A 23850-nucleotide genomic window follows, 5' to 3' on the forward strand; every position below is an offset into this window, starting at 1 on the left:
GCGTGATCGATATCAGCGAGTCCGTGATGCAGTTCCTTCTGGCATTGATCGTCGTCGGCCCGCTCCTCGGGGCCGCCGCCGCTCTCCTGCCCGCCCCGCCGGGACTGAAGGGGAGGTCACCCGAGCAGGCCGTACTGCGGCACGGCGTGACGGTCACCGGTGTGATTCTCGTCGCCGCGATCGTCCTCGCGCTCGGGTTCGACCACGACCATCCGTCGAAGATGCAGGCCAGCACGGACATCAGCTGGATTCCCGCACTCGACGTGCGCATCCACCTCGGCATCGACGGCATCTCCCTCCCCCTTCTGGTCCTGACCGCGCTGCTGACTTTCCTCTGTGCGCTGTACTCCTACTTCAAGATGCCTGCGGGCCCGTCCCCGAAGGCCTTCGTCGCCCTGCTGCTCGTCCTCGAGTCCGGCACCCTCGCGACCTTCGCCGTCCTCGACCTGATTCTGTTCTTCCTCGCCTTCGAGATGGTTCTCATCCCGATGTACTTCCTCATCGCCCGCTGGGGCGGTGAGCAACGGACCCAGGCGGCTTGGAGGTTCATCCTCTACACACTGCTCGGCTCCGTCGTCATGCTGCTCGGCCTGCTTCTGATCGGAATCAGGGCGGGCACATTCGACATGGTGGCACTCGCCACTGACAACGGCCGGTCGCTGACCGCATCCGTGCAGGTCATCGCGGTTTTGGCGATCGGGATCGGGCTTGCGGTCAAGACGCCGATGTGGCCGCTGCACAGTTGGCTGCCCGACGCCCATACCGCCGCCCCGACCGTCGGCTCGGTCCTGCTGGCCGGCGTCCTGCTGAAGATGGGTACGTACGGGTTCGTCCGGATTCTGCTGCCCATCGCACCGGACGGTTTCCGTACCTTCGCGCCCTACCTCGCCGCCTTCGCCGTCGTCGGCATCATCTACGGATCCCTGGCCTGCCTCGCGCTCGCCAAGCGGGGCGCGAAGGGCGATCTCAAACGCCTCATCGCCTACTCCTCCGTCGGCCACATGGGCTTCGTGCTGCTCGGTATCTCGACCATGACCCCGACCGGCGTGAACGGCGCCCTGTTCGCCAACATCGCCCACGGCCTCATCACCGGCCTGCTCTTCTTCCTGGTCGGCGCGCTGAAGGACCGCACCGGCACCACCGACCTCGACACCCTCGCAGAGGAGACCGGCGCCGCGCTCTACGGCAAGGCCCCACGTCTCGGCGGTCTGCTCGCCTTCGGTGCGGTCGCCTCGCTCGGCCTGCCCGGCCTCGCCGGATTCTGGGGTGAGATGCTGGCGCTGTTCGGCGCTTTCAACCCCGCCGACGACCTCAGCCGCCCGGCCTTCCTCACCTTCATGGCGATCGGCGCGTTCGGCACGCTGCTGACGGCCGCGTACATGCTCATCGTGGTGCGCCGGGTCTGCATGGGCGCGGTACCGCAGGAAGGGCCGGCACTCGCCGATGTCCGCACGTACGAATTCGCGGCCTGGACTCCGCTCGTCGCCCTCACCGTCGTCGCCGGTCTCTGGCCGAAGGCCCTCCTCGGCCTCACCGACCCGGCCGTGCAGCAGCTCCTCGCAGGAGGCACCCGATGAGCTCTATGGCCCAGCCGCTGGCCGCGAGCCTCGTCCAGTCCGTCGACTGGCTCGCCATCGCGCCGCCCACCATCACGGCGGTCGTCGGACTCGTCGTCCTGGTGGCCGACCTTTTCGTCGGCGCGCACAAGAAGGTGCTCCTCGGCTGGCTGTCGGTCGCGGGCCTCGCCGCCTCGGCCCTCATGCTGCTGCCCCTCCTGGACGGCGACCGCTCCGCCTTCTGCCTGACCGGCGCCCCGGACATCTGTAGCTACACCGCCGACCGCTTCACCCTTGTCCTCCAGCTCCTGGTCTTCGGCGGCGCCCTCCTCACCGCCCTGCTGTCGGTCACCGCCCTCAAGGACGCCGACAAGGGACTCCCCGAAGGGGAGTACTGGTTCCTGCTGCTGTCCTCCGCCGCCGGAGCCGCCCTCCTGCCCGCCTCCCGCGACTTCGCCACCCTGATCGTCGCCCTGGAGGTCGCCTCCCTCCCCGCCTTCGCCCTCGTCGGCCTCAGGCACGGCGACAGGAAATCCTCCGAAGCGGCCCTGAAGTTCTTCCTGTCCTCGGTCACCGCGACCGCGGTCAGCCTCATGGGCATCAGCTTCGTGTACGCCTCCACCGGCACCCTCTACCTCACCCAGGTCGCCGACCGCATCCAGAACGTCGACGGGCAGCTGCACACCCTCGCCCAGACCGGCGTCGTCCTCACCCTCGTCGGCTTCGCCTTCAAGACGGCCGCCGTGCCCTTCCACTTCTGGGTGCCCGACACCTACGTGGGGGCACCTCTCCCGATCGCCGCCTACCTGTCGGTCGTCGGCAAGGCGGTCGGCTTCTCCGGCCTCATCCTCATCACCGTCGTAGCCCTCCCGTCGTACGCCGACGTCTGGGGCCCCGCCCTCGCTGCACTGGCCGCCCTCACCATGACCGTCGGCAACGTCGCCGCCCTGCGCCAGCAGGGCACGCGCGCGTACAGCGCGGTACGACTGCTCGCCTGGTCCTCCGTCGGCCAGGCCGGCTACCTCCTCGTACCGATCGCGGCCGCCGCGTACTCCGACGACGCCGAGCACTCGATCGGCTCCACGGTCGCGTACGCCCTCATGTACGCCGCCGTGAACCTGGGCGCCTTCGCGGTGGCCGCGCTGGTCGGGCGTACGAAGCCCCTCAACCGGGTCTCCGACTACCGTGGCCTGTACGCGGCGAACCCGCTCGCCGCGCTCCTCCTGGCGTTCTTCCTGCTCTGCCTGGCCGGACTGCCGCCAGGCATCATCGGCCTCTTCGCGAAGGTCACCGTCTTCTCCGCGGCCGTCGACGCGGGCCTCGGCTGGCTCGCCGTGGTCATGGCCGTCAATGTCGTGATCGCGCTGTTCTACTACCTCCAGTGGACGACCCTGCTGTTCCGCGCCCCAGAGGGCGAACTCGTACGGCACCACGTCCCCGCTCCGCTCACCGCCGCGCTCGCCCTGACCGGCGCCGCCGGCATCGCCCTCTCCGGGGCGCCTGAACTGGTCCTGCGCTTCGCCGGCACCGGCCTCTTCTGAGCCGTCATCCGAACGGCCGACCCGGGCCGCCGCCCGCACAAGGGAACTAGTGGCCCTCGCCTCGCGTTGACCAAAACGGGAGGGTCCACTGGACGTGACACCACGGCACCAGTGGCACGGCAGATCATTCAGGAAGATCACCGCTGTAAAGGGTTCCCCTGCTGTACGACTTGGAGGGCGTACCGTGCACCGCCGGCACAACGGGCTCAGGACCGCAGTACTCCTCGGGGGGCTGTCCGCACTCATCATCCTCATCGGCAGCTTCTTCGGCCGCATGGGGCTCATTGTCGCGGTCGTGATCGCCCTGGGGACCAACGCGTACGCGTACTGGAACAGCGACAAGCTGGCTCTACGCGCGATGCGTGCCCGCCCGGTCAGCGAGTTCGAGGCCCCCGCCCTCTACCGCATGGTCCGTGAGCTCTCAACCCAGGCCCGCCAGCCCATGCCGCGCCTCTACATCTCGCCGACGGAGGCGCCCAATGCCTTCGCGACGGGCCGCAATCCGCGCAACGCCGCCGTCTGCTGCACCGACGGCATCCTGCGTCTCCTGGACGAGCGGGAACTGCGCGGTGTCATCGGCCACGAACTCAGTCACGTCTACAACCGCGACATCCTGATCTCCTCGGTCGCCGGCGCCCTGGCCTCCGTGATCATGTTCCTGGTCAACTTCGCGTGGCTGATCCCCATCGGCCGCTCGGACGACGACGACGGCCCCGGCCTCCTCGGCATGCTCCTGATCATGATCCTCGGCCCCCTCGCCGCCAGCCTCATCCAACTGGCCATCAGTCGCTCCAGGGAGTACGAGGCCGACGCCTCCGGCGCCCAGCTCACCGGCGACCCGCTCGCCCTCGCCGGCGCCCTGCGCAAGCTCGAATCGGCCACCAAGCAACTTCCGTTGCCGCCGGAGCCCCGCATCGAGACGGCGAGCCACATGATGATCGCGAATCCCTTCCGCCCTGGCCAGGGACTCTCGAAGATGTTCTCGACACATCCCCCGATGGCGGAGCGCATCGCCCGGCTCGAGAAGATGGCAGGTCCCCCACAATGAAGACCATCCTGAACGTCATATGGCTCGTTCTGAGCGGCTTCTGGCTGTTCCTCGGCTACCTCGCAGCGGGCGTGCTGCTGTGCATCACCATCATCGGCATCCCGTTCGGCATAGCGGCGTTCCGTATCGGCGTCTACGCCCTGTGGCCCTTCGGGTACACAACGGTCGAGCGCCGTGACTCCGGGGCACCCTCCTGCGTCGGCAACGTGCTGTGGCTTGTTCTCGCAGGCTGGTGGCTGGCCCTCGCCCACATCGTCACCGGCATCGCCCTGTGCGTCACGATCATCGGCATCCCGTTCGGCATCGCCAACTTCAAACTGATACCGGTGTCGTTGCTTCCGCTGGGACGCGAGATCGTGCCCACAGACCAGCCCTTCACGGCCCGCTGACAAGTGGTCCCGGGGGTGGGGGAGCCGAAGTACCTCCTGCTGTCGTACGACCGACAGGCCGAGTTCGAGGGCGAGCAGCGCTACGAGGAGACATGGGCGCTGTGCGAGGACGCCACCGACCTCTTCGCCGACCCACCCCCACCCGTGCGGGACTTGTACGAACTGCTGGGCTGCGCACCCGAAGGCAAGCTGTTGCCCGCAGCGCTCATCCGCGCGCGGGCCGAGGGCTCGGTGCCGCTCGGCGCCCTCACCCTGGAGATCCTCGACAAGTCCGGCACGACGGTCGGCGAGTGGGACCTCGAAGACGTACACGTCCTCGGCGACCGCCCCTGCGCCCGTGACCTGACGCTGCGGGACGTCACCGTCGAGGCGAGCGAGCCCGCCCACAACGCCTGGGATTATCCGCAGCGCCCGCCGCTGTCCCCGGGCTACCGGTTGCTGGGCGCGACGGGCGAACGGCTGGGCACCTGCCGGGATCTGGGCCGGGTGAGGGATGTGCGGGACGAACCTCTGGAACCCCCGCTGCGCCTGCTGGGCTGCGCCCCGCGAGGAGCTCTGCGCGCCGCGCTGGACGCAGGGGAGGAGGACCTCGGACACGCGAAGGTCCTGCGGATCGACTCCTCCGGCCGGCCCGTGCAGCCCGCCGCGGAGGGAGAGCTGCGGGCCTGGATCCCGTCCGCCCGCGGCCCTGGCCTGGTCGACCTCACTCTCGACCTGTGGTCGGAGCGGCCCCCGCTCGCGGCTCGGGAGGTATGGGAACTGTGGGGCGGCGGACGCCCCGCCGAACCCAACCGCTGGGCGCGGTGCGAAGCCGACGGCCGACGGTTCTGGCTCCGTACGGCCCTGCACAACCATGCCCAGTACCGTGAGGACCGCCCACCCGGCACGACCTACCACCTCGACGGCCGCCACATCACCGACGAGCCCGGCTTCTTCTGCGCGCTGGGCGAGGCGGTGAACGGGCCCGGCGGCTACTTCGGCTGGGGCTTCGACACCCTGGCCGACTGCCTCTGCGGGCAATGGGGCGCGGCAACGCCGTTCACCCTCGTCTGGCACCACGCGGATGTCGCCCGCACATGCCTCGGCGCCACCGAGCACGTCGACCACCACCCGCCGACAACCATCGAGGAAATCCTCGACTTCCTCAGCGAGAAACGCATCGGCGTCCGGCTCGCCTGACCCGCGGTTGTCCACAACCCGGCGGTTTTCCACAGGCCCCATCGATTGTCAGTGCCGCCCTGCATCATGAATCCATGACCGAGAGCGAGCAGTTGCTGACACAGGTGGAAACCAAGGCGCGCAACACCCGTCCCTGGGGCTGGCCTTCCCTCCCCGAGCCGGTGGACGCCCCCACCCTGACCCGGGCCGAGGCCACGCTGGGCTTCCGTCTCCCCGCTCTGCTCGCCGAGCTCTACCAGCGGATAGGAGACGGCGGATTCGGCCCCGAATACGGTCTGCTTCCCCTGCTCGACAGCCCACCCTCCGGCGAGCCCGCCGCCGTCACCCAATACCTCGCCAACCGCGCGAGTGGACGCAAGGACCCTGACTGGCCCTGGCCCCAGGGCGTGCTGCCGATATCCCACTGGGGATGCGCGATGTACGCGTGCGTGGACTGCCACAGCCCGCAGGCCCCCGTCCTGCTCTTCGAACCCAACGCCGACGACGCCGACCACGCCTGGTTCGTGGACGCCTCCAGCCTCACGGCTTGGCTGCACGCCTGGATCGACGGCACCGGCTGGTACGAGGAGACGAACGAGGACCTGGAGATGGCCCCGTGGACCGATTTCCGCATACGCGCGGCCACAGCGGTTGCCTCCTGACCACACTGCGCCTCCGCGTCAGAGCCAGGAGGCGGGGCTCCTGCCCCACGGCCCCGTGCCTACGCCCCTTGCTGCTCGCCGGCCCCACCACTACGGCACCCTTGCCTGACGCCTGACGCCTGACGCCTGACGCCTGACGCCTGACGCCTGACGCCTGACGCCTGACGCCTGACGCCTGACGCCTGACGCCTGACGCCTGACGCCGGCTACCGCCCCGCCACCCACCGCCGCACCCCATACGCCACCGCCCCGACGGCCAGTACACCCGCCCCCACGACCACCGAGACCGCCGGCAGTGAGAACGCCAGCACCACGCAGCCAAGCAGTCCCACAGCCGGCACCAACCGGGCCGCGGGTGCCGGACCGAGTGTCCAGGCCGACGCGTTGGCCACCGCGTAGTAAGCCAGCACACCGAAGGAGGAGAAGCCGATCGCGCCCCGCACGTCCACCGTGGCGGCCAGGGCGGCGACCACCGCGCCCACGGCCAGTTCGGCCCGATGCGGAACTTGGAATGTGGGATGCACGGCGGCCAGCGCCCCAGGCAGATGACGATCCCGGGCCATGGCGAGCGTTGTCCGGGAGACACCCAGGATCAGGGCGAGCAGCGAGCCCAGGGCGGCGACGGCGGCACCCACGCGTACCACCGGCACCAACCCCGGCACCCCGGCCGCCCGCACCGCGTCCGCCAGCGGAGCATCCGCGCGCCCGAGACCACCCGCCCCCAACACAGAGAGGACGGCCACCGCCACACACACGTACACGACCAGCGCGATGCCCAGGGCCAGTGGGATCGCGCGGGGGATGGTGCGCGCAGGATCCCGGACCTCCTCGCCGAGGGTGGCGATGCGCGCGTACCCCGCGAACGCGAAGAACAGCAGACCGGCAGCCTGAAGCACCCCGCCCACACCGTCCGACGCCCCGATGTCGAGCCGCCCGGCATCGGACGCCCCCGACCCCAGACACACGACCACCACGGAAGCGAGGACAGCCAGGACCACGCCGACGATCACCCGGGTCAACCAGGCGGACTTCTGGACACCGCCGTAGTTCACCGCGGTCAGCGCCACCACAGCCGCGACCGCGACGGCGTGCGCCTGCCCCGGCCAGACGTACGCGCCCACGGTGAGGGCCATCGCCGCACAGGAAGCAGTCTTCCCGACCACGAACGACCAGCCCGCGAGATAACCCCAAAACGCCCCGAGCCTCTCTCGTCCGTACACATAGGTGCCGCCGGACGACGGGTACAGGGCGGCCAGTCGCGCCGAGGACGTGGCGTTGCAGTACGCGACCACGGCGGCGACCGCGAGCCCGGGCAGCAGCCCGGAGCCGGCCGCGCCCGCCGCCGGCGCCAGGGCGGCGAAGATCCCGGCACCGATCATCGAGCCCAGCCCGATGACGACCGCGTCTCCCACTCCCAGGGTGCGTCGCAGCTCCGCACCGGACCGTGTCATGTGCCGCACCCTACTGATCGTTGCAACCGCCGGGTGCAGCGGAGTCGTCCTGTTCACCAATACGGTACGAACAGGCAAGAAGGCCCGTGCGCCAAGCAGGACACACGAGAACGCACGAGCATGCACGGACACACCCCGCGGCGATCCACATCACAGCGCCGGGACAGCGCGGGTACCGCACGAAAGGGCAGGTTCAGGGCATGAGCATCATCAGCTGGATCATTCTCGGTCTGTTGGCCGGAGCCATCGCCAAGTTCCTGCTACCGGGCCGTGACCCGGGCGGCTTCATCGGTACGACGATCATCGGCATCGTCGGCGCCTTCCTCGGGGGCTGGATATCGGCGCGCTGGCTGGACCACCCGATCAGCAAGGACTTCTACGACGGCGCCACCTGGGCGGCAGCGATCGGCGGCTCGCTGGTCCTCCTGATCGTCTACCGACTTCTCTTCGGCAATTCCCGCGACTGAGTGCGAGACAACCCCCGGACAGCAGCCAGCAGGCGAGAAGGGTGGGCACCCGCCGGGAAACCGCCGGAAGCCCACCCTTCCTCGTACAAGGCAGTGCGCTCGGACTGCCGACAGCCCGCCTGCAGCTGGACTACCGGTAGTTCACGAACTGCAGAGCGAAGTCGAAGTCCTTGCCCTTCAGGAGGGTGATGACGGCCTGCAGGTCGTCACGGCTCTTCGAGCTGACCCGCAGCTCGTCGCCCTGCACCTGGGCCTTCACACCCTTCGGCCCCTCGTCCCGGATGATCTTCGCCACCTTCTTCGCGTTCTCCTGGGAGATGCCCTCCTCGATCGACGCGAAGATCTTGTACTCCTTGCCGGACAGCTGAGGCTCCCCCGCGTCCAGCGCCTTCAGCGAGATCCCGCGCTTGATCAGCTTGGACTGGAAGACGTCGAGGATGGCCTTGACCCGGTCCTCGGAGTTCGCCTCCATCAGGATCTTGTCACCGGACCACGAGATCGAGGCTCCCACGCCCTTGAAGTCGTAGCGCTGCGAGATCTCCTTGGCGGCCTGGTTGAGGGCGTTGTCGACCTCCTGCCGCTCGACCTTCGAGACGATGTCGAAACTGGAGTCGGCCATGTCCTGTGGCTCCTTGTATCGGTGCGTGTAGGGGTGCGTACGAGTGCGTATCGGCGTACGTGGGGGCGGGCGCCGAGCCCGGCAGTGCCGGGCCGCATCCGCACAAGCCTAGCCACCCACCGGCCTCCGAGCGCAGATCAATCGGGTGGCGAAGCACCCCACGGCATCGGGTATTGTTTACGTCGTTGCCACGGAGCACCGCCGAAAAGCGGTTCGAAAGGCAGCAACCCCGGCGGTGTGCCCGAGCGGCCAAAGGGAGCAGACTGTAAATCTGCCGGCTCAGCCTTCCCAGGTTCGAATCCTGGCGCCGCCACATTGAAGAGACCCCCTTCCTCCGCGGAAACGCGGAGGAAGGGGGTCTCTTCGTGCGCGGTGATCCGCAGTGATCTGCGCGGACCTGCGTTCAGCTGGGGCTCAGAACTACCCCGGGGAGTGGGTCAGTTCGATGTCGTGGTCGTCGGTGCCGGAGTCTGTCAGGGTCACCGTGGACGCTCGGGGCGGGTAGCCCGTCGCGATGATCGTGTACGTACCGGTGTCCAGGTCGGAGAAGGTGTACGCGCCGTCCGGGGCGGTCCTGGTCGTGGCGATCACGTTGCCGGCGACGTCCACCAGGGTCACCAGGGCGTCACCCAGCGGGTCGCCCGCTCCGCGTACCGTCCCGCGCACCTGCGCTCCGGGCCGCAGTTCGATCTGGACCCGTGTCGTGCCGGTGCCGCCGATCTCCACGGGCAGGGCCGTCGGGCGGTGCTTGGGGGAGTTGACTGCCAGGGTCACCGTCCCCGGCACCAGGTCGGTGATCGTGAACTCGCCTAGGGCGTCGGTGCGTCCGCCCGCCAGGAGCTCTCCGCGGACGTCCGTCACGATCACCACGGCCGCCGCGACCGGCGCTCCGCTGTCGGCGGCCACCACCACACCGGTGAGCCCGCTGGTGCCGCTCAGCAGGATGTCGTAGTCGACCGGTTCGTCATCGGCCACCGCGATCGTCGAGGCCTGCGGCTGGTAGCCGTCGGCGGCGGCGAGCAGCACGTACGAACCGGCACCGGGCGCGTCCACGCCGTACGCACCGTCGCCGCGCGACACCGACCGGCCCAGTTGCTTCCCGCCGAGCGATATCAGCGTGACCGCGGCACCGGCGACGGGGACCCGTTCCGCGCCCAGGACGTGCCCGGTCACAGAGGTGCCACCGACGCCGGACGCACTCACCCCGTCGCCTTCGCCGGTCGCGGCGGAGGACGCCAGGGCGACCGCCTGCCCCGAGGCCGCGGGCTCCACCGCGCGCCCGGTCACACCCGCGGTGCCGTCCAGCGCCGCATCCGCGGCCGTGCCGAGGACCCGCGCGCCCGTTGTCGCACCAGCCACTTGCACCCCCGCCCCCGTACGACCGGTCAGCCCCGCCTCACTCAGAGTCCCCGAAGACTCCGCCGTCGGCGTCACCACCTCGTCCCCCGGCTGCTCATCCCCCAACTCCTCGGCTCCCGGGTGCTCGGCCCGTCGCGCCCGTGGGATGAACGCCGCCAGGGCGAAGGCCAGCAGGGCCGCGCCGCCGCCGATGGCCAGGACCGTCTTGAAGCCGTTCTCCGAGGGTAGGGCGACCGGGCCGAGGTCGGCGGTCATCTGGGCCAGGATGACGCCGGCGACGGCGCTGGCGACCGACGTACCGATGGACCGCATCAGGGTGTTGAGGCTGTTCGCCGCGCCCGTCTGGGACGGCGGCACGGCGCCCATGATGAGGGCGGGCATCGCTCCGTAGGTGAAGCCGATCCCGGTACCGATGACACAGGAGACCAGGACGAACTGCCAGACCTCGTCCATCAGCAGGATGTTCAGAGCGTAGCCCGCAGCCACGATCAACGCGCCGACCATCAGGCTCACCTTCGGACCCTTGGCCTTCGACAGTGCGGCCGAGACGGGGGCGGTGACCATCATCACCAGGCCGGACGGCGCCATGACCAGGCCGGCGGTGAGCAGCGACTTGCCGAGTCCGTAGCCGGTCGCCTCGGGCAACTGCAGGAGCTGCGGAAGCACCAGGGACATCGCGAACATGCCGAAGCCGAGCGCGACCGAGGCGAGGTTGGTGAAGAGCACCTGACGGCGGGCGGTGGTGCGCAGGTCGACCAGTGGCTGCTCGCTGCGCAGTTCCCACCGGCCCCAGACCAGCAGGACCAGGACGGCGGTCGCGAACAGACCGAGGATCGTGCCGCTGCCCCAGCCCCAGTCGCCGCCCTTGGAGACGGCCAGCAGCAGGCAGACCAGGCCGACCGCCATACCGAGGCCGCCGGCCAGGTCGAAGCGGCCGCCGGTACGCACCTTCGACTCGGGCACGAGGACCAGGACCAACAGGAGGGCTACGGCGCCGAGCGCGCCTGAGCTCCAGAACAGCACGTGCCAGTCGAAGTTGTCGGCGATCAGCGCGGCGGCGGGCAGCCCGAGGGCACCGCCGACACCGAGCGAGGCACTCATCATGGCGGTGGCGGAACCGAGCCGTTCGGCGGGCAGTTCGTCGCGCATGATGCTGATGCCGAGCGGGATCACACCGCCCGCCGTGCCCTGCAGCACCCGGCCCACGATCATCGGGGTCAGGGAGTCGCTGAGGGCGGCGGTGATCGAGCCGGCCACCAACAGCACCAGGCTGAGCAACAGCATGCGGCGCTTGCCGTACATGTCGCCGAGCCGCCCCATCATCGGGACGGCGACCGCGGCGGCGAGCAGCGTTGCCGTGACGGCCCAGGCCGTGTCCGACGCCGGGGCGTTCAGGAGCCGGGGGAGCTCCGGGACGATCGGGATCACCAGGGTCTGCATCAGCGAGACGACGATCCCGCCGAAGGCCAGCACCGCCACGATGGCGTTTGCCCGCGGTGCGGCAGGCCCCGACTCCTCGACGGGTCGGGGAAGGGCATGGGACATGGGTCGAGCCTCCGTGTGGGCGTCAGGTACAGCACGACACCTCGAAGGTAAGTCAGTTGATTGACTTAAGCAAGCATGGTCGGATTCTGTGAGAGTCGGGTGAAGAGACGGAAATGACGGGAAACGCCCCCCACCCGCCGCCGGCCGTCCGCCGCCAACCCGCCGCCCCCCGGCTGAAGGCGCACAAGAGGGATTCACGCGCCATCGGGGCACACTGACCCCATGTCCACGCGTCGCAGACACTGTCCCGAATGCCGTCGCGAGATCGCCGTCGTCGCCGGACGCTTCGCCCGGCATGACCCGCCCGGCGCACGCGCAAGCCGCGAACTCGTCTCCTGCCCGGGCTCCCGGCGGCAGGCCGACCTCGGAGCGGCGCAGCCCGCGCTGGACGGGTACACGCTCCCTGAGTTCCCCGGCCAACTCCCGCTGTTCTAGGCCGCTTTCACGCGTTCATTTTCGGCGGGACCCATGGCCTCCGAACCCCGGTCCGCACAGCCATCTCGGCCGCTTCACCTTCGCCCCGCCCGTCGCGTCACCAGCAGATCCCCGCCGAACCGGTACACATGCTCGACCGTCCCGCCCCAGCGCTCCCCGTCCCCGTCCCGCATCCCCTGCCGTACGGTTTCCCTGCCGTACGGTCGCCACCACCGCCTCGCCGTCCCCGTCGAGCCCCAGCCCCTCCAGCCGTACGAGGGGATGGCCGGCCGCGAACTGCCGCGCCCAGTAGGCCCGCACCTCGTCACGCCCGTGCAGCCGGACCCCGTCGAGCGCATGCGGCCAGTCCACGTCCGGGGCCAGACAGTGCGGGACGAACGCGTCCCGCACGTCGGTCGAGAACACCTCTGCATCCGGCGCAGCGGTGCCTCCCACGCCGTCGGAACCGCCGCGGCGGCCAACGTCAGTTCCCGGCCACCGACTTGACCGCCACCGACACCGGCGTCGACCCTCCGATCAGCTCCAGGACCAGACCGGCCGTCGCCGGCGTGTCCAGCAACTCCGCCAGTACGGCGGCCACATCGTCGCGCGGGATCGCGCCACGGCCCGTGTGCGCCTCCAGCCGTACGAGGCCGGTGCCGGCGTCGTCGGTCAGTGCACCCGGACGCAGGATCGTCCAGTCGAGGCCGTCCAGACCGCTCACGTACGCGTCGGCCTCGCCCTTGGCTCGCTGATACACGTCGAAGACCTCGTCACCCTTGTGCGCCGGATCCGCGCCCATGGACGACACGACCACATAGCGCCGTACGCCCGCCCGGATCGCCGCGTCCGCGAACAGGACCGCCGCACCCCGGTCCACGGTGTCCTTGCGGGCCGCTCCGCTGCCCGGACCGGCGCCCGCCGCGAAGACCGCGGCGTCCGCGCCCCGCAGCCGCTCCGCGACCTCCTCGACCGAGGCCGACTCCAGGTCCAGCAGCACCGGTTCGGCCCCGGCCTGCCGCAGGTCGTCGCCCTGCTCGGCACGGCGGATGACCCCCGCCACCTCGTCCCCGCGCGCGGCGAGCAACCGCTCCAGCCGCAGCGCGATCTGACCATGACCACCAGCGATGACAATGCGCATGTTTCCGACCGTACGCCCGCACGGCCGCATCCGCCGCGCAACTCCGGTCACCCCCAGGGGTGCGCACCCGAGGCGCACACACGGGTCGCACATGGGATACACGCGGCGAACGCACCCCCTCCCATGCCCAGCCAGGCCGAGCGCTCGACTCCCCTGGGGGCGCGAAAGGCGCAGAGAGCGCGCCTCAGCGCGAAGAAAGCGCGCAGGGAGCACAGGGAGCACATGGAGCGCAGGGAGCACATGGGCACTCGGAGTACAGGGCGTATGGGGCACGCGGGCGCCCGCATCAGAGCAGACCCACCACGAGCCCTACGACACCTCTCCTCGCCCCTGCCTGGGCAGCCCCACCTCCACATCCGCTTCCAACTCCACATCCACATCCATATCCGCTTCCACCCCCGCAGCCGAGTTGCAGTACTCCCGCACCGCAGTCGTCCGCGCCACCACGCGCCCCTGATGGATCACGATCCGGCTGTACGCCAGGGACAGCGCCCCGGCCAGCCGATCGCCCCGCACCGCCAGCAACTCGGCCGGGAAGCCTGCCTCCACCCGTACCTCCGGCAGGCCCAGCACCGCCCGCGCGGACGCGCTCACCGCGTCGTACGCGTCCTCGGGGCGAAGGCCGTGTCGGGACGCCAGCAGGTAGGCGGCCTCCAGAGGATCGCCTCGGCCCACGGGATTCGATACGTCCCTCAGGGCGCCGCTTCCGGCGGCCACCCGTACGCCGGCCGCGCGCAACAGTCGTACCGGAGCCGTGCCACGCCGCTCCACGCCCCCGCAGCCACCCTGCGGCAGGCACACCACCGCCACACCGGCTGCCGCGAGTTGGTCGGCGGTCCGGGCGGCCACCTCGGCGGGCAACCGGGCCAGACCGCCGCACGGCGTGAGCGTCACGCCGGGACGCAGCCCGCCGGCCATCGCCGCGAGCCGGGCCAGTCGCGCGGGGTCGGTGGCGTCGGTGTGCAGGTCGACCGGGCAGCCGTGCTCGGAGGCCACTTCCAGGACCGCTCCCACGTAGCCCGTCGGATCGGGGTCCAGATCCGGACAGCCGCCCACCACGGAGGCACCCATCTTGAGCGCGTCCCGCAGCATCGCGAGGCCGTCGGCACCGGCCACACCGGTCAGCATCCTCGGCATCGCCACCGTCGTCAGCTCGGTCAGTCCGCGCAGCGAGCGGCAGGCCCGCAGGACGGCCGTCAGCGCGCCGAGCCCCTGCACATCGCCCACGCGCACATGGGCCCGCACCGCCGTGGCCCCGTGCCCGAGTTGCAGCAGAGCGGCCTCCGTGGCCCGGCGCTGGACGTCGTGGGCGTCGTACGAGACCGGTCCTCCGCCTCCCCCGCCGTCGGCCGAGAGCGCGGTGTCGCCGTGGGCGTGCGGGTCGGCCGGGGCCGGCAGAAGCAGATAGCCGCCGAGGTCCAGAGGCGGGCCGCACGCGCGCGTGCCGCCCGCCGAGAGGCTCCCGGCCGTACCGACTGCCTCGATACGTCCGCCGACCAGCCGTACGTCGACGGTCCTGCCGTCGACGAGCCGCGCCCCGCAGAGCAGCAGAGCGGGTTCGTCAACGGGGGAGATAACGGGCTTAGTGCCATAGAGGGGCGCTGAACCGGGCAAACTTGACGGAACCCCCCACAGATCCGACGGTCCCGATCGCCCTGACGGCCCTGACGGCCCCGTCGGCCCTGATGGCTCCGATGACCCCCACTGCCCCGATGACCCCGATGAACCTGGCGACGAGGGGTGCGGCTGCGGCTGGCTGTCTGGCATCGCGCTCCAGGTGCTCGGGGCTCGGGACTGCGCGAGCTCGGGGACCGTACAAGGGGGCGCAAGATCACGCAGAGTGAGTCGAGCCTAGGGTGACGACGCGGTCACAACGGGGAGGAGCGCAATAGTCGTACCGGTGTGGTCGGCCACCTCGGAGGGGCCTTCGGGGCTCCAGGGATGAGCGCAGAACAGGCCGGGGCGGGCGCCGCGAAACGGATTTGGGTGAACGGCGGCCGAGCGTGTAATGTCTTCATCGCTCGCCCCAATAGCTCAGTCGGCAGAGCGTCTCCATGGTAAGGAGAAGGTCTACGGTTCGATTCCGTATTGGGGCTCTGGTGTGAAAGGTTCCCGCCGGCAGGCGGGGCCGATCGCATCACAGCGGTGTAGCTCAGTCGGTAGAGCAAGCGGCTCATAATCGCTGTGTCACCGGTTCAAGTCCGGTCACCGCTACTGACAGTAGCCGATTGTGGGGTCGGTCCTTCGATCGGCTACTCTTCTATGCGTTAATCGTCCCATCCGTTCGTCAAGGAGCACTCCTGTGGCTGCCACCGACGTCCGCCCGAAGATCACGCTGGCCTGCGTGGAGTGCAAGGAGCGGAACTACATCACCAAGAAGAACCGGCGTAACAACCCGGACCGTCTTGAGATGAAGAAGCACTGCCCGCGTTGCAATGCGCACACCGCGCATCGCGAAACGCGATAGAACAGGCTCGTACACGAGGCCGCCCCCGCAGTCGGGGGGCGGCCTCGTGTCGTTCCAGTCTGATTATCCGCCGGTCAACCGCAGCATCCACCGGCATCCAGCAGCAGACATGCAGCAGACATCAGGAGGTGCCGGGCCATGGCGCTCGACCAGTCCTTCGTGGGGCGGACCTACCCCCCCACCGCGCCCTACGAGGTGGGCCGGGAGAAGATCCGCGAGTTCGCCGAGGCCGTCGGCGACGCCAACCCGGTGTACACGGACCCCGAGGCCGCCAAGGCACTCGGCCACTCCGACGTGATCGCCCCGCCCACCTTCGTGTTCTCCATCACCTTCAGGGCCGCCGGACAGGTCGTCGAGGACCCGCAGCTCGGCCTGGACTACAGCCGCGTGGTGCACGGCGACCAGAAGTTCTCCTACGTCCGTCCCGTGCGCGCCGGTGACCGGCTCACCGTCACCTCGACCATCGAGGCCATCAAGTCCATGGCGGGCAACGACATCCTGGACATCCGTGGCGAGGTCCACGACGAGGCCGGCGAGCACGTCGTGACCGCCTGGACCAAGCTGGTCGCCCGCGCGGCCGAGGAGGCGTGAGCATTCGATGACGGCGAAGATCGCTTACGACGAGGTCGAGGTCGGCACCGAACTGCCCGCCCAGTCCTTCCCCGTGACCCGCGACACCCTCGTCCGGTACGCGGGCGCCTCCGGGGACTTCAACCCGATCCACTGGAACGAGAAGTTCGCCAAGGAGGTCGGGCTGCCGGACGTCATCGCGCACGGCATGTTCACCATGGCCGAGGCGATCCGCGTGGTCACCGACTGGACCGGCGACCCCGGCGCGGTCGTCGAGTACGGCGTCCGCTTCACCAAGCCCGTCGTCGTCCCGAACGACGGACAGGGCGCCCTGATCGAGGTCAGCGCCAAGGTCGCGGCCAAGCTCGACGATCAGACGGTCCGCGTGGACCTCACAGCGACCAGCGCCGGGCAGAAGGTGCTCGGGATGTCACGTGCGGTCGTACGACTGGCCTGAGGGCTCGCGGGTCTTCGGGCGTGTGTAAGGGGTGTTCGACAATCCGAGCGCCCCTTACTGACTACGGACCACGCGCAACCCCACCCTGCCGCAGGCAATCCCCACACGCACCCCCCGCACAGGTGCCGCAGGCCGCCCCCCATGCGCACCCCCACACGACCCGCACAGGTGCCGCAGGCCGGCCCCCATGCGCACCCCCACCCACCGGTCTCGGCGTCTCTCGTAGTCTTGTCCGCGTGCAGGTACTCCACGACGCCCCCCTCGCCCCGCTGACCACCTTCCGCCTCGGCGGCCCCGCGGCCCGGCTGGTCACCGCGACCACCGACGCCGAGGTGATCGCAGCCGTCCGCGAGGCCGACGACGCCGGAACGCCCCTCCTCCTCATCGGCGGCGGCTCCAACCTCGTCATCGGCGACCGGGGCTTCGAAGGAACCGCACTGGTCATCGCCACCAAGGGCTTCACCCTCCACGGCACCCACCTGGAGCTCGCCGCGGGCGAGGTGTGGACCGACGCCGTCGCCCGCACCGTCGAAGAAGGACTCGCCGGTGTCGAGTGCCTCGCCGGCATCCCCGGCTCGGCCGGCGCGACCCCCATCCAGAACGTCGGCGCGTACGGCCAGGAGGTCTCGTCGACGATCACCGAAGTCGTCGCCTACGACCGCACCACCCACGAGACGGTCACCCTCCCCAACACCGAGTGCGCCTTCTCCTACCGCCACAGCCGCTTCAAGGCCGACCCCCAGCGCTACGTGGTGCTGCGCGTCCGCTTCGCCCTGGAAGACGCCGACGGCCTCTCCGCCCCGATCAAGTACGCCGAGACCGCCCGCGCCCTCGGCGTCGAGCCCGGCGACCGCGTCCCCCTGGCCGACGCCCGCGAGACCGTCCTCAAGCTGCGCTCCGGCAAGGGCATGGTCCTGGACCCCGAGGACCACGACACCTGGTCCGCCGGTTCGTTCTTCACCAATCCGATCCTCACCGACGAGGAGTTCGAGGCCTTCCACGATCGCGTGCGGCAGCGACTCGGCACAGACGTCCAGCCCCCCGCCTACCCCGCGGGGGAGGGCCACACCAAGACCTCCGCCGCCTGGCTCATCGACAAGGCTGGCTTCACCAAGGGCTACGGCACCGGCCCCGCCCGCATCTCCACCAAACACACCCTCGCGCTCACCAACCGCGGCACGGCCACCACGGAGGACCTCCTCGCCCTCGCCCGCGAGGTCGTCACCGGCGTCCGCGACGCCTTCGGCATCACCCTGGTCAACGAGCCGGTCACAGTCGGCGTAAGCCTGTAGATCCACAACCGGCAACCCGGCAACCCGGTGACCCGCGACCAGCAACCCGGCAACCGGGAACCGGCGACGGGCAACCAGTCGCCCTAGTACGCCAGCCCCACCCCCTCCTTCACGGCCCTTACATCCCCCACCATGGCCAGCATCGCGTGCGCCACATCGGCCCGCCCGATGAACCGCCCCTTCGTGGGGAAGCCCCCGATCACCGACCGATACCGGCCGCTGACCGGCTTGTTCTGCAGCCGCGGCGGCCGTACGAGCGTCCAGTCCGTGTCGCTGCGGGACACCTCGGCCTCCATCTCCCGCAGGTCGGTGTAGACGTCCCGCAGCAGGGCCGAGACGAGCCCGCGCATCGCTCGGTCGAGGCCCCCGTCCTCCTCCGGAGCCGGCCCGACAGGCGCGGCGCTCACCACGAGCAGCCGCCGAACCCGCTCGGCCTCCATGGCGCGCAGCACCGTACGGGTCAGCCGCGCCGCCACTCCCGCGTCCTTACGACGGCGTGCGCCGAGCCCGGACAACACCGCCTCCCGTCCGGCCACCGCACCACGTACGGCCTCCGGATCTCCCAGATCGGCACGGAAGACCTCAAGCCGGCTCCCGTCCCCGCCTCCGCCCTCGCCCAGAACCAACCGAGCCGGGTCCCGCACGACGGCGGTCACCTCATGCCCAGAGGCGAGCGCCTGGCGGACGATCTCGCCGCCTATACCGCCCGTAGCGCCGAAAACGGTGAGTTTCATGGCGAATCCTCCACACTTCTCGTGGTGGTGGGTGAGTATTCACTCACCTCGTCCGTCCACTAGAGTGGGTAAGCACTCACCCACCCGTCAAGCCCCTCATCCCCATCAACCCGATCGGACGAAAGGCCCCCATGGAACGGAAGCCCGCCCGCACCCGCATCCTCGACGCCGCACACGAGCTGATGCTCACCGTCGGGCTGGCCCGGACCACCACGAAGGAGATCGCCAAGGCGGCCGACTGCTCCGAGGCGGCGCTGTACAAGTACTTCGCGAGCAAGGAAGAACTGTTCATCCGCGTGCTGGCGGAACGCCTGCCGCAACTGGCCCCGCTGCTGCACAGCCTGGCCGCAGAGCCGGGCCGGCACACGGTCGAGGAGAACCTCACCGAGATCGCCCGCCAGGCCGCGCTCTTCTACGAGCAGAGCTTCCCGATCGCCGCGTCCCTGTACGCCGAGACCCAGCTCAAGCGCCGGCACGACGAGGCGATGCGCAGCATGGGCTTCGGCCCGCACAGGCCCATCGAGGGTCTCGACGCCTACCTGCGGGCCGAACAGACGGCCGGCCGCGTGCACCCCGACGCCGACACCTTCGCCGCCGCCTCCCTGCTCCTCGGCGCCTGCTCGCAACGCGCGTTCGCCTACGACGCCACCGCCACCGGCCGCCCCCCGCTGGACGACTTCGCCCGCGGTCTGGCCCGAACGCTGCTGGGCGGAATCTCCCGCACGGACCTCTCCGGCACCGGCACTCCCGGCACCGACACCCCCGTCACCGCCCCCGCAGGCGACACCTCACGCCCCCGCTGAGCGGCCGCCGACTGTCCGCCGTGCGGCCGCCCCTCAAGCGCCCGGCCCGCTGAGCCAGTCGTCGATCCCCGACAACAACTTGGCCCGCATGTCCTCCGGCGCCGCCGACGCCCGTACCGACTGCCGTGCCAGTTCCGCCAGTTCCTGGTCCGTGAAGCCGTGGTACTCCCGGGCGATCTCGTACTGGGCCGCCAGCCGGGAGCCGAACAGCAGGGGGTCGTCGGCGCCCAGGGCCATGGGGACGCCCGCTTCGAAGAGGGTGCGCAGAGGGATGTCCTCCGGCTTCTCGTACACACCGAGGGCGACGTTCGACGCAGGGCACACCTCGCACGTCACGCCCCGGTCCGCGAGGCGCTTCAGCAGCCGCGGGTCCTCCGCCGCCCGTACGCCGTGGCCGATCCGGTGTGCGTGCAGGTCGTCGAGACAGTCCCGTACCGACGCCGGACCGGTCAGCTCACCGCCGTGCGGGGCCGACAGGAGCCCTCCGTCCCGGGCGATCGCGAACGCCCGGTCGAAGTCCCGCGCCATACCCCGGCGCTCGTCGTTCGACAGTCCGAAGCCGACCACACCCCGGTCGGCGTAGCGCACCGCCAGCCGGGCCAGCGTCCGTGCGTCCAGCGGATGTTTCATCCGGTTCGCCGCGACCAGGACCCGCATCCCGAGCCCGGTGTCCCGCATCGCCGAGTCCACCGCGTCCAGGATGATCTCCAGCGCCGCGATCAGACCGCCCAGGCGCGGGGCGTACGACGTCGGGTCCACCTGGATCTCCAGCCACCCCGAGCCGTCCCGCCGATCCTCCTCGGCCGCCTCGCGCACCAGACGCTGGATGTCCTCCGGCTCTCTGAGGCACGAGCGCGCCGCGTCGTACAACCGCTGGAAGCGGAACCAGCCCCGCTCGTCCGTGGCCCGCAGCTTCGGCGACTCCCCCCGGTTCAGCGCGTCCGTGAGCGCCTCGGGCAGGCGCACGCCGTACTTGTCGGCCAGTTCCAGCAGGGTGGTGGGCCGCATCGACCCGGTGAAGTGCAGGTGCAGATGGGCTTTCGGCAGCTCAGAGACATCACGTACACGCTCCATCCGAGGATCCTGCCGTACGTCCAGGCCCCACCGGTAGCGCTTTCCCCTTTAGTGGTCTTGCTCGCACAAACAAACAGGGCCCCTCTCACGAAAATTCGTGGGCGGGGCCCTGGCGCGGAACCTTGGGACGGAACTCAGTCCTGTGCCTCGGCCAGCAGCTTCTGGATCCGGCTCACGCCCTCGACGAGGTCCTCGTCACCCAGCGCGTACGACAGCCGCAGGTAGCCGGGCGTGCCGAAGGCCTCGCCCGGAACGACCGCGACCTCGGCCTCCTCCAGGATCAGCGCGGCCAGCTCGACCGTGTCCTGCGGGCGCTTGCCGCGGATCTCCTTGCCGAGCAGGGCCTTCACCGAGGGGTAGGCGTAGAACGCGCCCTCGGGCTCCGGGCAGAGCACGCCGTCGATCTCGTTGAGCATCCGCACGACGGTCTTGCGACGGCGGTCGAAGGCCTCGCGCATCGTCGCCACGGCGTCCAGGTCGCCGGACACGGCGGCCAGCGCGGCGACCTGGGCCACGTTCGAGACGTTCGAGGTGGCGTGCGACTGGAGGTTCGTGGCGGCCTTGACCACGTCCTTCGGGCCGATGATCCAGCCGACCCGCCAGCCCGTCATCGCGTACGTCTTGGCGACACCGTTGACGACGATGCACTTGTCGCGCAGCTCCGGCAGGATCGCGGGCAGCGAGGTGAACGTCGCGTCGCCGTAGACCAGGTGCTCGTAGATCTCGTCGGTCAGCACCCACAGGCCGTGCTCGACGGCCCAGCGGCCGATCGCCTCGGCCTCGGCCTCGCTGTAGACCGCGCCGGTCGGGTTCGACGGCGACACGAAGAGGACGACCTTCGTCTTCTCGGTGCGGGCCGCCTCCAGCTGCTCGACGGAGACCCGGTAGCCGGTCGTCTCGTCCGCGACGACCTCCACCGGGACACCGCCGGCCAGCCGGATCGACTCCGGGTACGTCGTCCAGTACGGCGCCGGGACGATGACCTCGTCGCCCGGGTCGAGGATCGCGGCGAAGGCCTCGTAGATGGCCTGCTTGCCGCCGTTGGTCACCAGGATCTGGGACGCGTCGACCTCGTAGTTCGAGTCGCGAAGCGTCTTCGCGGCGATCGCGGCCTTCAGCTCGGGCAGACCGCCCGCCGGGGTGTAGCGGTGGTACTTCGGGTTCTTGCAGGCCTCGACGGCCGCCTCGACGATGTAGTCCGGGGTCGGGAAGTCGGGCTCACCGGCGCCGAAGCCGATCACCGGCCGGCCGGCGGCCTTCAGTGCCTTGGCCTTGGCGTCCACGGCGAGAGTGGCGGACTCGGAGATCGCGCCGACTCGGGCGGAGACCCGGCGCTCGGTGGGAGGGGTTGCAGGGCTCATGGGCCCATCGTTTCAGACCGGAAACCTGCCCGGCACGTGGGTTTCACGGACTGAACAAGCGCTGAACAACCATCCGGATTCGGGCCGCACGCTGGGCGATCTTCCGCGGACAACGCCCCTACGGGCGCTTTCTGTTCGACGACCGGCTGTGGAGCACGTACACTCTCACCTCGTTGGCCTTCAGCGGGCTGCGCCCAACCGGTGCTCACCGAGCACCCGGTCGGATGCGGTACGTTGGGGGACGGACAAAGGGTCGTAGCTCAATTGGTAGAGCACTGGTCTCCAAAACCAGCGGTTGGGGGTTCAAGTCCCTCCGGCCCTGCTACACACACCTTCGCCAGGATGTGTGCACGCATGTACGTACAGTAATGCACCGCCGTGCGGCTCAGACCGGGCGCGGCACGGCCACGACCCGGGAACAGGTGAGGACGAATGGCGGACGCCGTGGGCTCCATCGACACGCCTGACGCCCAGGACGAGGCGCCGGAGTCGAAGAAGAAGACTCGTAAGGGCGGCAAGCGGGCCAAGAAGGGTCCGCTCAAGCGCCTCGCGCTCTTCTACCGCCAGATCATCGCGGAACTCCGCAAGGTTGTCTGGCCGACGCGCAACCAGCTGACGACGTACACGACCGTGGTGATCGTCTTCGTCGTCATCATGATCGGCCTGGTGACCGTGATTGACTATGGACTCAGCCACGCCGCCAAGTACGTCTTCGGCTGAGCCGAGAGCGAAGGGCGCCGCGGTTACCGGCGCCCCTTTTCGCATGTTCCACCCCTATGTATCCAGGAAGAAGCAGCCACCGTGTCTGACCAGAACCTGAACGACGCCGTCGAGCCACACGGACAGGACATCGAGTCCGTGGAAGACGAGCTCGACATCGTCGAGGGCGCGGACGAGGACCTGGACGAGGTCGAGGCTGCCGACGCCGAGGCGGGCGAGCCCGCGGAGGAAACCGCGCTCCACGCCGAGACCGCCGATGACGAGGGCAGCGACCCCGCAGAGGACGCTGTGGACGCCGAGGAGGCCGACGGCGAGCTCGCGGACGAGGCCGGGGAAGCGGAAGAGGCCGGGGAAGAAGAGCCGGCCGAGCCCGTCGACCCCGTCACCGCCCTGCGCGAGGAGCTGCGCACCCTCCCCGGCGAGTGGTACGTCATCCACACGTACGCCGGCTACGAGAATCGCGTGAAGACCAACCTGGAGCAGCGCGCGGTCTCGCTGAACGTCGAGGACTACATCTTCCAGGCCGAGGTGCCGCAGGAAGAGGTCGTCCAGATCAAGAACGGCGACCGCAAGACCATCCGTCAGAACAAGCTCCCCGGCTATGTGCTGGTGCGCATGGACCTGACGAACGAGTCCTGGGGCGTCGTCCGCAACACCCCCGGCGTCACCGGCTTCGTGGGCAACGCCTACGACCCGTACCCGCTGACTCTGGACGAGATCGTCAAGATGCTCGCCCCGGAGGCCGAGGAGAAGGCCGCCCGCGAGGCCGCCGAGGCCGAGGGCAAGCCCGCTCCGCAGCGCAAGGTCGAGGTCCAGGTGCTGGACTTCGAGGTCGGCGACTCGGTCACCGTCACCGACGGCCCCTTCGCCACGCTGCAGGCGACCATCAACGAGATCAACGCCGACTCGAAGAAGGTCAAGGGTCTGGTGGAGATCTTCGGTCGTGAGACGCCGGTCGAGCTGTCCTTCGACCAGATCCAGAAGAACTAACGCCTTCGGCGACAGAGCCACCGGCCAGGTCA

The 23850-nt window shown here is 69.8% G+C and carries 24 protein-coding genes and 4 tRNA genes; 19 read left to right on the forward strand and 9 right to left on the reverse strand.

The genetic code is table 11. The features are described from left to right. Window positions 1–2 precede the first annotated feature (2 nt). From ACIBK3_RS06155 to ACIBK3_RS06180, 6 genes are all read left to right on the forward strand, one after another. Window positions 3–1577: a NuoM family protein gene (locus ACIBK3_RS06155; protein ID WP_399362428.1), complete on the forward strand. Its 1575-nt coding sequence runs from the start codon at window positions 3–5 to the stop codon at window positions 1575–1577. Then, window positions 1574–3097, forward strand: coding sequence for an NADH-quinone oxidoreductase subunit N (locus ACIBK3_RS06160; RefSeq protein ID WP_399362430.1), 1524 nt, complete (start codon window positions 1574–1576; stop codon window positions 3095–3097). The genes ACIBK3_RS06155 and ACIBK3_RS06160 overlap by 4 nt, the downstream gene beginning before the upstream one ends. A gap of 184 nt (window positions 3098–3281) precedes the next feature. Then, entirely contained in the window at window positions 3282–4145 is an 864-nt protein-coding gene (htpX, locus tag ACIBK3_RS06165) for a zinc metalloprotease HtpX (protein WP_399362432.1), read from the forward strand. Then, on the forward strand, window positions 4142–4534 hold the full coding sequence (locus ACIBK3_RS06170) for a YccF domain-containing protein (RefSeq protein ID WP_399362434.1): 393 nt from the start codon (window positions 4142–4144) through the stop codon (window positions 4532–4534). Before htpX ends, ACIBK3_RS06170 begins: the two co-directional genes overlap by 4 nt. Before the next feature lie 15 nt (window positions 4535–4549). After that, window positions 4550–5713: a barstar family protein gene (locus tag ACIBK3_RS06175; protein WP_399362436.1), complete on the forward strand. Its 1164-nt coding sequence runs from the start codon at window positions 4550–4552 to the stop codon at window positions 5711–5713. 74 nt (window positions 5714–5787) lie between these two features. After that, window positions 5788–6354: an SMI1/KNR4 family protein gene (locus ACIBK3_RS06180; RefSeq protein ID WP_399362438.1), complete on the forward strand. Its 567-nt coding sequence runs from the start codon at window positions 5788–5790 to the stop codon at window positions 6352–6354. Window positions 6355–6560: 206 nt separating this feature from the next. Here ACIBK3_RS06180 and ACIBK3_RS06185 read toward each other — a convergent pair whose 3' ends face one another. Then, entirely contained in the window at window positions 6561–7805 is a 1245-nt protein-coding gene (locus tag ACIBK3_RS06185; RefSeq protein ID WP_399362440.1) for an APC family permease, read from the reverse strand. Between the two features lie 200 nt (window positions 7806–8005). On the opposite strand from ACIBK3_RS06185, the gene ACIBK3_RS06190 reads away from it, so the two are divergent. After that, window positions 8006–8272, forward strand: coding sequence for a GlsB/YeaQ/YmgE family stress response membrane protein (locus ACIBK3_RS06190; protein ID WP_399362442.1), 267 nt, complete (start codon window positions 8006–8008; stop codon window positions 8270–8272). Between the two features lie 130 nt (window positions 8273–8402). On the opposite strand, the gene ACIBK3_RS06195 is transcribed toward ACIBK3_RS06190, so the two are convergent. Continuing rightward, the gene (locus tag ACIBK3_RS06195; RefSeq protein WP_399362444.1) at window positions 8403–8891 is read right to left on the reverse strand and encodes a YajQ family cyclic di-GMP-binding protein; all 489 of its coding nucleotides are present in this window, start codon (window positions 8889–8891) and stop codon (window positions 8403–8405) included. Window positions 8892–9122: 231 nt separating this feature from the next. Here ACIBK3_RS06195 and ACIBK3_RS06200 point away from each other — a divergent pair. Next, window positions 9123–9204, forward strand: a tRNA-Tyr gene (locus ACIBK3_RS06200). A gap of 107 nt (window positions 9205–9311) precedes the next feature. On the opposite strand, the gene ACIBK3_RS06205 is transcribed toward ACIBK3_RS06200, so the two are convergent. Further along, on the reverse strand, window positions 9312–11795 hold the full coding sequence (locus tag ACIBK3_RS06205; RefSeq protein WP_399362446.1) for an MFS transporter: 2484 nt from the start codon (window positions 11793–11795) through the stop codon (window positions 9312–9314). A gap of 222 nt (window positions 11796–12017) precedes the next feature. Here ACIBK3_RS06205 and ACIBK3_RS06210 point away from each other — a divergent pair, with 222 nt between their 5' ends. Further along, the gene (locus tag ACIBK3_RS06210; protein ID WP_399362448.1) at window positions 12018–12230 is read left to right on the forward strand and encodes a hypothetical protein; all 213 of its coding nucleotides are present in this window, start codon (window positions 12018–12020) and stop codon (window positions 12228–12230) included. A gap of 15 nt (window positions 12231–12245) precedes the next feature. Here ACIBK3_RS06210 and ACIBK3_RS06215 read toward each other — a convergent pair whose 3' ends face one another. From ACIBK3_RS06215 to ACIBK3_RS06225, 3 genes are all read right to left on the reverse strand, one after another. Further along, complete coding sequence (locus tag ACIBK3_RS06215) at window positions 12246–12665, reverse strand: nuclear transport factor 2 family protein (protein ID WP_399362450.1); 420 nt, start codon at window positions 12663–12665, stop codon at window positions 12246–12248. Window positions 12666–12693: 28 nt separating this feature from the next. Beyond that, a complete protein-coding gene (locus ACIBK3_RS06220) occupies window positions 12694–13350 on the reverse strand; it encodes an SDR family oxidoreductase (protein WP_399362452.1) in 657 nt (218 codons plus the stop codon). Between the two features lie 309 nt (window positions 13351–13659). Next, on the reverse strand, window positions 13660–15117 hold the full coding sequence (locus ACIBK3_RS06225; RefSeq protein ID WP_399362454.1) for an amidohydrolase family protein: 1458 nt from the start codon (window positions 15115–15117) through the stop codon (window positions 13660–13662). A 256-nt stretch (window positions 15118–15373) separates the two neighbouring features. Between ACIBK3_RS06225 and ACIBK3_RS06230 the strand changes: the two genes are divergently transcribed. The 6 genes from ACIBK3_RS06230 (at window position 15374) to ACIBK3_RS06255 (ending at window position 18136) form a co-directional block, all read left to right on the forward strand. Next, window positions 15374–15446: transfer RNA gene (locus ACIBK3_RS06230), tRNA-Thr, on the forward strand. Window positions 15447–15491: 45 nt separating this feature from the next. Continuing rightward, window positions 15492–15564 (forward strand) — tRNA-Met (locus tag ACIBK3_RS06235). Window positions 15565–15652: 88 nt separating this feature from the next. After that, a complete protein-coding gene (rpmG, locus tag ACIBK3_RS06240; protein WP_003948671.1) occupies window positions 15653–15817 on the forward strand; it encodes a 50S ribosomal protein L33 in 165 nt (54 codons plus the stop codon). Between the two features lie 138 nt (window positions 15818–15955). Beyond that, the gene (locus tag ACIBK3_RS06245; RefSeq protein WP_399362456.1) at window positions 15956–16408 is read left to right on the forward strand and encodes a MaoC family dehydratase N-terminal domain-containing protein; all 453 of its coding nucleotides are present in this window, start codon (window positions 15956–15958) and stop codon (window positions 16406–16408) included. Between the two features lie 7 nt (window positions 16409–16415). Further along, window positions 16416–16844 (forward strand): MaoC family dehydratase, encoded by a 429-nt coding sequence (locus ACIBK3_RS06250; protein WP_399362458.1) that lies wholly within the window; start codon window positions 16416–16418, stop codon window positions 16842–16844. Window positions 16845–17080: 236 nt separating this feature from the next. Then, window positions 17081–18136: a UDP-N-acetylmuramate dehydrogenase gene (locus ACIBK3_RS06255; RefSeq protein ID WP_399362460.1), complete on the forward strand. Its 1056-nt coding sequence runs from the start codon at window positions 17081–17083 to the stop codon at window positions 18134–18136. Between the two features lie 83 nt (window positions 18137–18219). Here the strand turns inward: ACIBK3_RS06255 and ACIBK3_RS06260 are convergent, their stop codons facing one another. Further along, window positions 18220–18870 (reverse strand): NAD(P)-dependent oxidoreductase, encoded by a 651-nt coding sequence (locus ACIBK3_RS06260; RefSeq protein WP_399362462.1) that lies wholly within the window; start codon window positions 18868–18870, stop codon window positions 18220–18222. Between the two features lie 131 nt (window positions 18871–19001). Between ACIBK3_RS06260 and ACIBK3_RS06265 the strand changes: the two genes are divergently transcribed. Beyond that, window positions 19002–19673 carry a TetR/AcrR family transcriptional regulator gene (locus ACIBK3_RS06265; protein ID WP_399362464.1) on the forward strand — a complete coding sequence of 224 codons (672 nt, stop codon included), beginning with the start codon at window positions 19002–19004 and terminating at the stop codon, window positions 19671–19673. A 33-nt stretch (window positions 19674–19706) separates the two neighbouring features. Here ACIBK3_RS06265 and ACIBK3_RS06270 read toward each other — a convergent pair whose 3' ends face one another. Together ACIBK3_RS06270 and ACIBK3_RS06275 are read right to left on the reverse strand one after the other, a co-directional pair. Continuing rightward, entirely contained in the window at window positions 19707–20747 is a 1041-nt protein-coding gene (locus tag ACIBK3_RS06270) for an adenosine deaminase (protein ID WP_399362466.1), read from the reverse strand. A gap of 134 nt (window positions 20748–20881) precedes the next feature. Next, entirely contained in the window at window positions 20882–22108 is a 1227-nt protein-coding gene (locus ACIBK3_RS06275) for a pyridoxal phosphate-dependent aminotransferase (protein ID WP_399362468.1), read from the reverse strand. A gap of 249 nt (window positions 22109–22357) precedes the next feature. Between ACIBK3_RS06275 and ACIBK3_RS06280 the strand changes: the two genes are divergently transcribed. From ACIBK3_RS06280 to nusG, 3 genes are all read left to right on the forward strand, one after another. Next, window positions 22358–22430 (forward strand) — tRNA-Trp (locus ACIBK3_RS06280). Between the two features lie 110 nt (window positions 22431–22540). Next, window positions 22541–22828, forward strand: a complete 288-nt coding sequence (gene secE / locus ACIBK3_RS06285; RefSeq protein ID WP_399362470.1) for a preprotein translocase subunit SecE — start codon at window positions 22541–22543, stop codon at window positions 22826–22828. Window positions 22829–22909: 81 nt separating this feature from the next. Beyond that, on the forward strand, window positions 22910–23818 hold the full coding sequence (nusG, locus tag ACIBK3_RS06290; protein WP_399362472.1) for a transcription termination/antitermination protein NusG: 909 nt from the start codon (window positions 22910–22912) through the stop codon (window positions 23816–23818). The last annotated feature ends 32 nt before the right edge of the window (window positions 23819–23850 follow it).

The sequence above is a fragment of the Streptomyces sp. NPDC050287 genome (assembly GCF_044459385.1).
Lineage (GTDB): Bacteria > Actinomycetota > Actinomycetes > Streptomycetales > Streptomycetaceae > Streptomyces.

What these genes read in the sequence shown, in the direction of transcription:
- ACIBK3_RS06195 (WP_399362444.1), bottom strand. Translation starts at nt 8,891, where the DNA reads ATGGCCGACTCCAGTTTCGACATCGTCTCGAAGGTCGAGCGGCAGGAG.
- secE (WP_399362470.1), top strand. Translation starts at nt 22,541, where the DNA reads ATGGCGGACGCCGTGGGCTCCATCGACACGCCTGACGCCCAGGACGAG.
- ACIBK3_RS06190 (WP_399362442.1), top strand. Translation starts at nt 8,006, where the DNA reads ATGAGCATCATCAGCTGGATCATTCTCGGTCTGTTGGCCGGAGCCATC.
- ACIBK3_RS06260 (WP_399362462.1), bottom strand. Translation starts at nt 18,870, where the DNA reads ATGAAACTCACCGTTTTCGGCGCTACGGGCGGTATAGGCGGCGAGATC.
- ACIBK3_RS06185 (WP_399362440.1), bottom strand. Translation starts at nt 7,805, where the DNA reads ATGACACGGTCCGGTGCGGAGCTGCGACGCACCCTGGGAGTGGGAGAC.
- ACIBK3_RS06160 (WP_399362430.1), top strand. Translation starts at nt 1,574, where the DNA reads ATGAGCTCTATGGCCCAGCCGCTGGCCGCGAGCCTCGTCCAGTCCGTC.
- ACIBK3_RS06205 (WP_399362446.1), bottom strand. Translation starts at nt 11,795, where the DNA reads ATGTCCCATGCCCTTCCCCGACCCGTCGAGGAGTCGGGGCCTGCCGCA.
- ACIBK3_RS06250 (WP_399362458.1), top strand. Translation starts at nt 16,416, where the DNA reads ATGACGGCGAAGATCGCTTACGACGAGGTCGAGGTCGGCACCGAACTG.
- ACIBK3_RS06210 (WP_399362448.1), top strand. Translation starts at nt 12,018, where the DNA reads ATGTCCACGCGTCGCAGACACTGTCCCGAATGCCGTCGCGAGATCGCC.
- ACIBK3_RS06270 (WP_399362466.1), bottom strand. Translation starts at nt 20,747, where the DNA reads ATGGAGCGTGTACGTGATGTCTCTGAGCTGCCGAAAGCCCATCTGCAC.
- ACIBK3_RS06170 (WP_399362434.1), top strand. Translation starts at nt 4,142, where the DNA reads ATGAAGACCATCCTGAACGTCATATGGCTCGTTCTGAGCGGCTTCTGG.
- ACIBK3_RS06245 (WP_399362456.1), top strand. Translation starts at nt 15,956, where the DNA reads ATGGCGCTCGACCAGTCCTTCGTGGGGCGGACCTACCCCCCCACCGCG.
- ACIBK3_RS06225 (WP_399362454.1), bottom strand. Translation starts at nt 15,117, where the DNA reads ATGCCAGACAGCCAGCCGCAGCCGCACCCCTCGTCGCCAGGTTCATCG.
- ACIBK3_RS06180 (WP_399362438.1), top strand. Translation starts at nt 5,788, where the DNA reads ATGACCGAGAGCGAGCAGTTGCTGACACAGGTGGAAACCAAGGCGCGC.
- ACIBK3_RS06220 (WP_399362452.1), bottom strand. Translation starts at nt 13,350, where the DNA reads ATGCGCATTGTCATCGCTGGTGGTCATGGTCAGATCGCGCTGCGGCTG.
- ACIBK3_RS06265 (WP_399362464.1), top strand. Translation starts at nt 19,002, where the DNA reads ATGGAACGGAAGCCCGCCCGCACCCGCATCCTCGACGCCGCACACGAG.
- ACIBK3_RS06275 (WP_399362468.1), bottom strand. Translation starts at nt 22,108, where the DNA reads ATGAGCCCTGCAACCCCTCCCACCGAGCGCCGGGTCTCCGCCCGAGTC.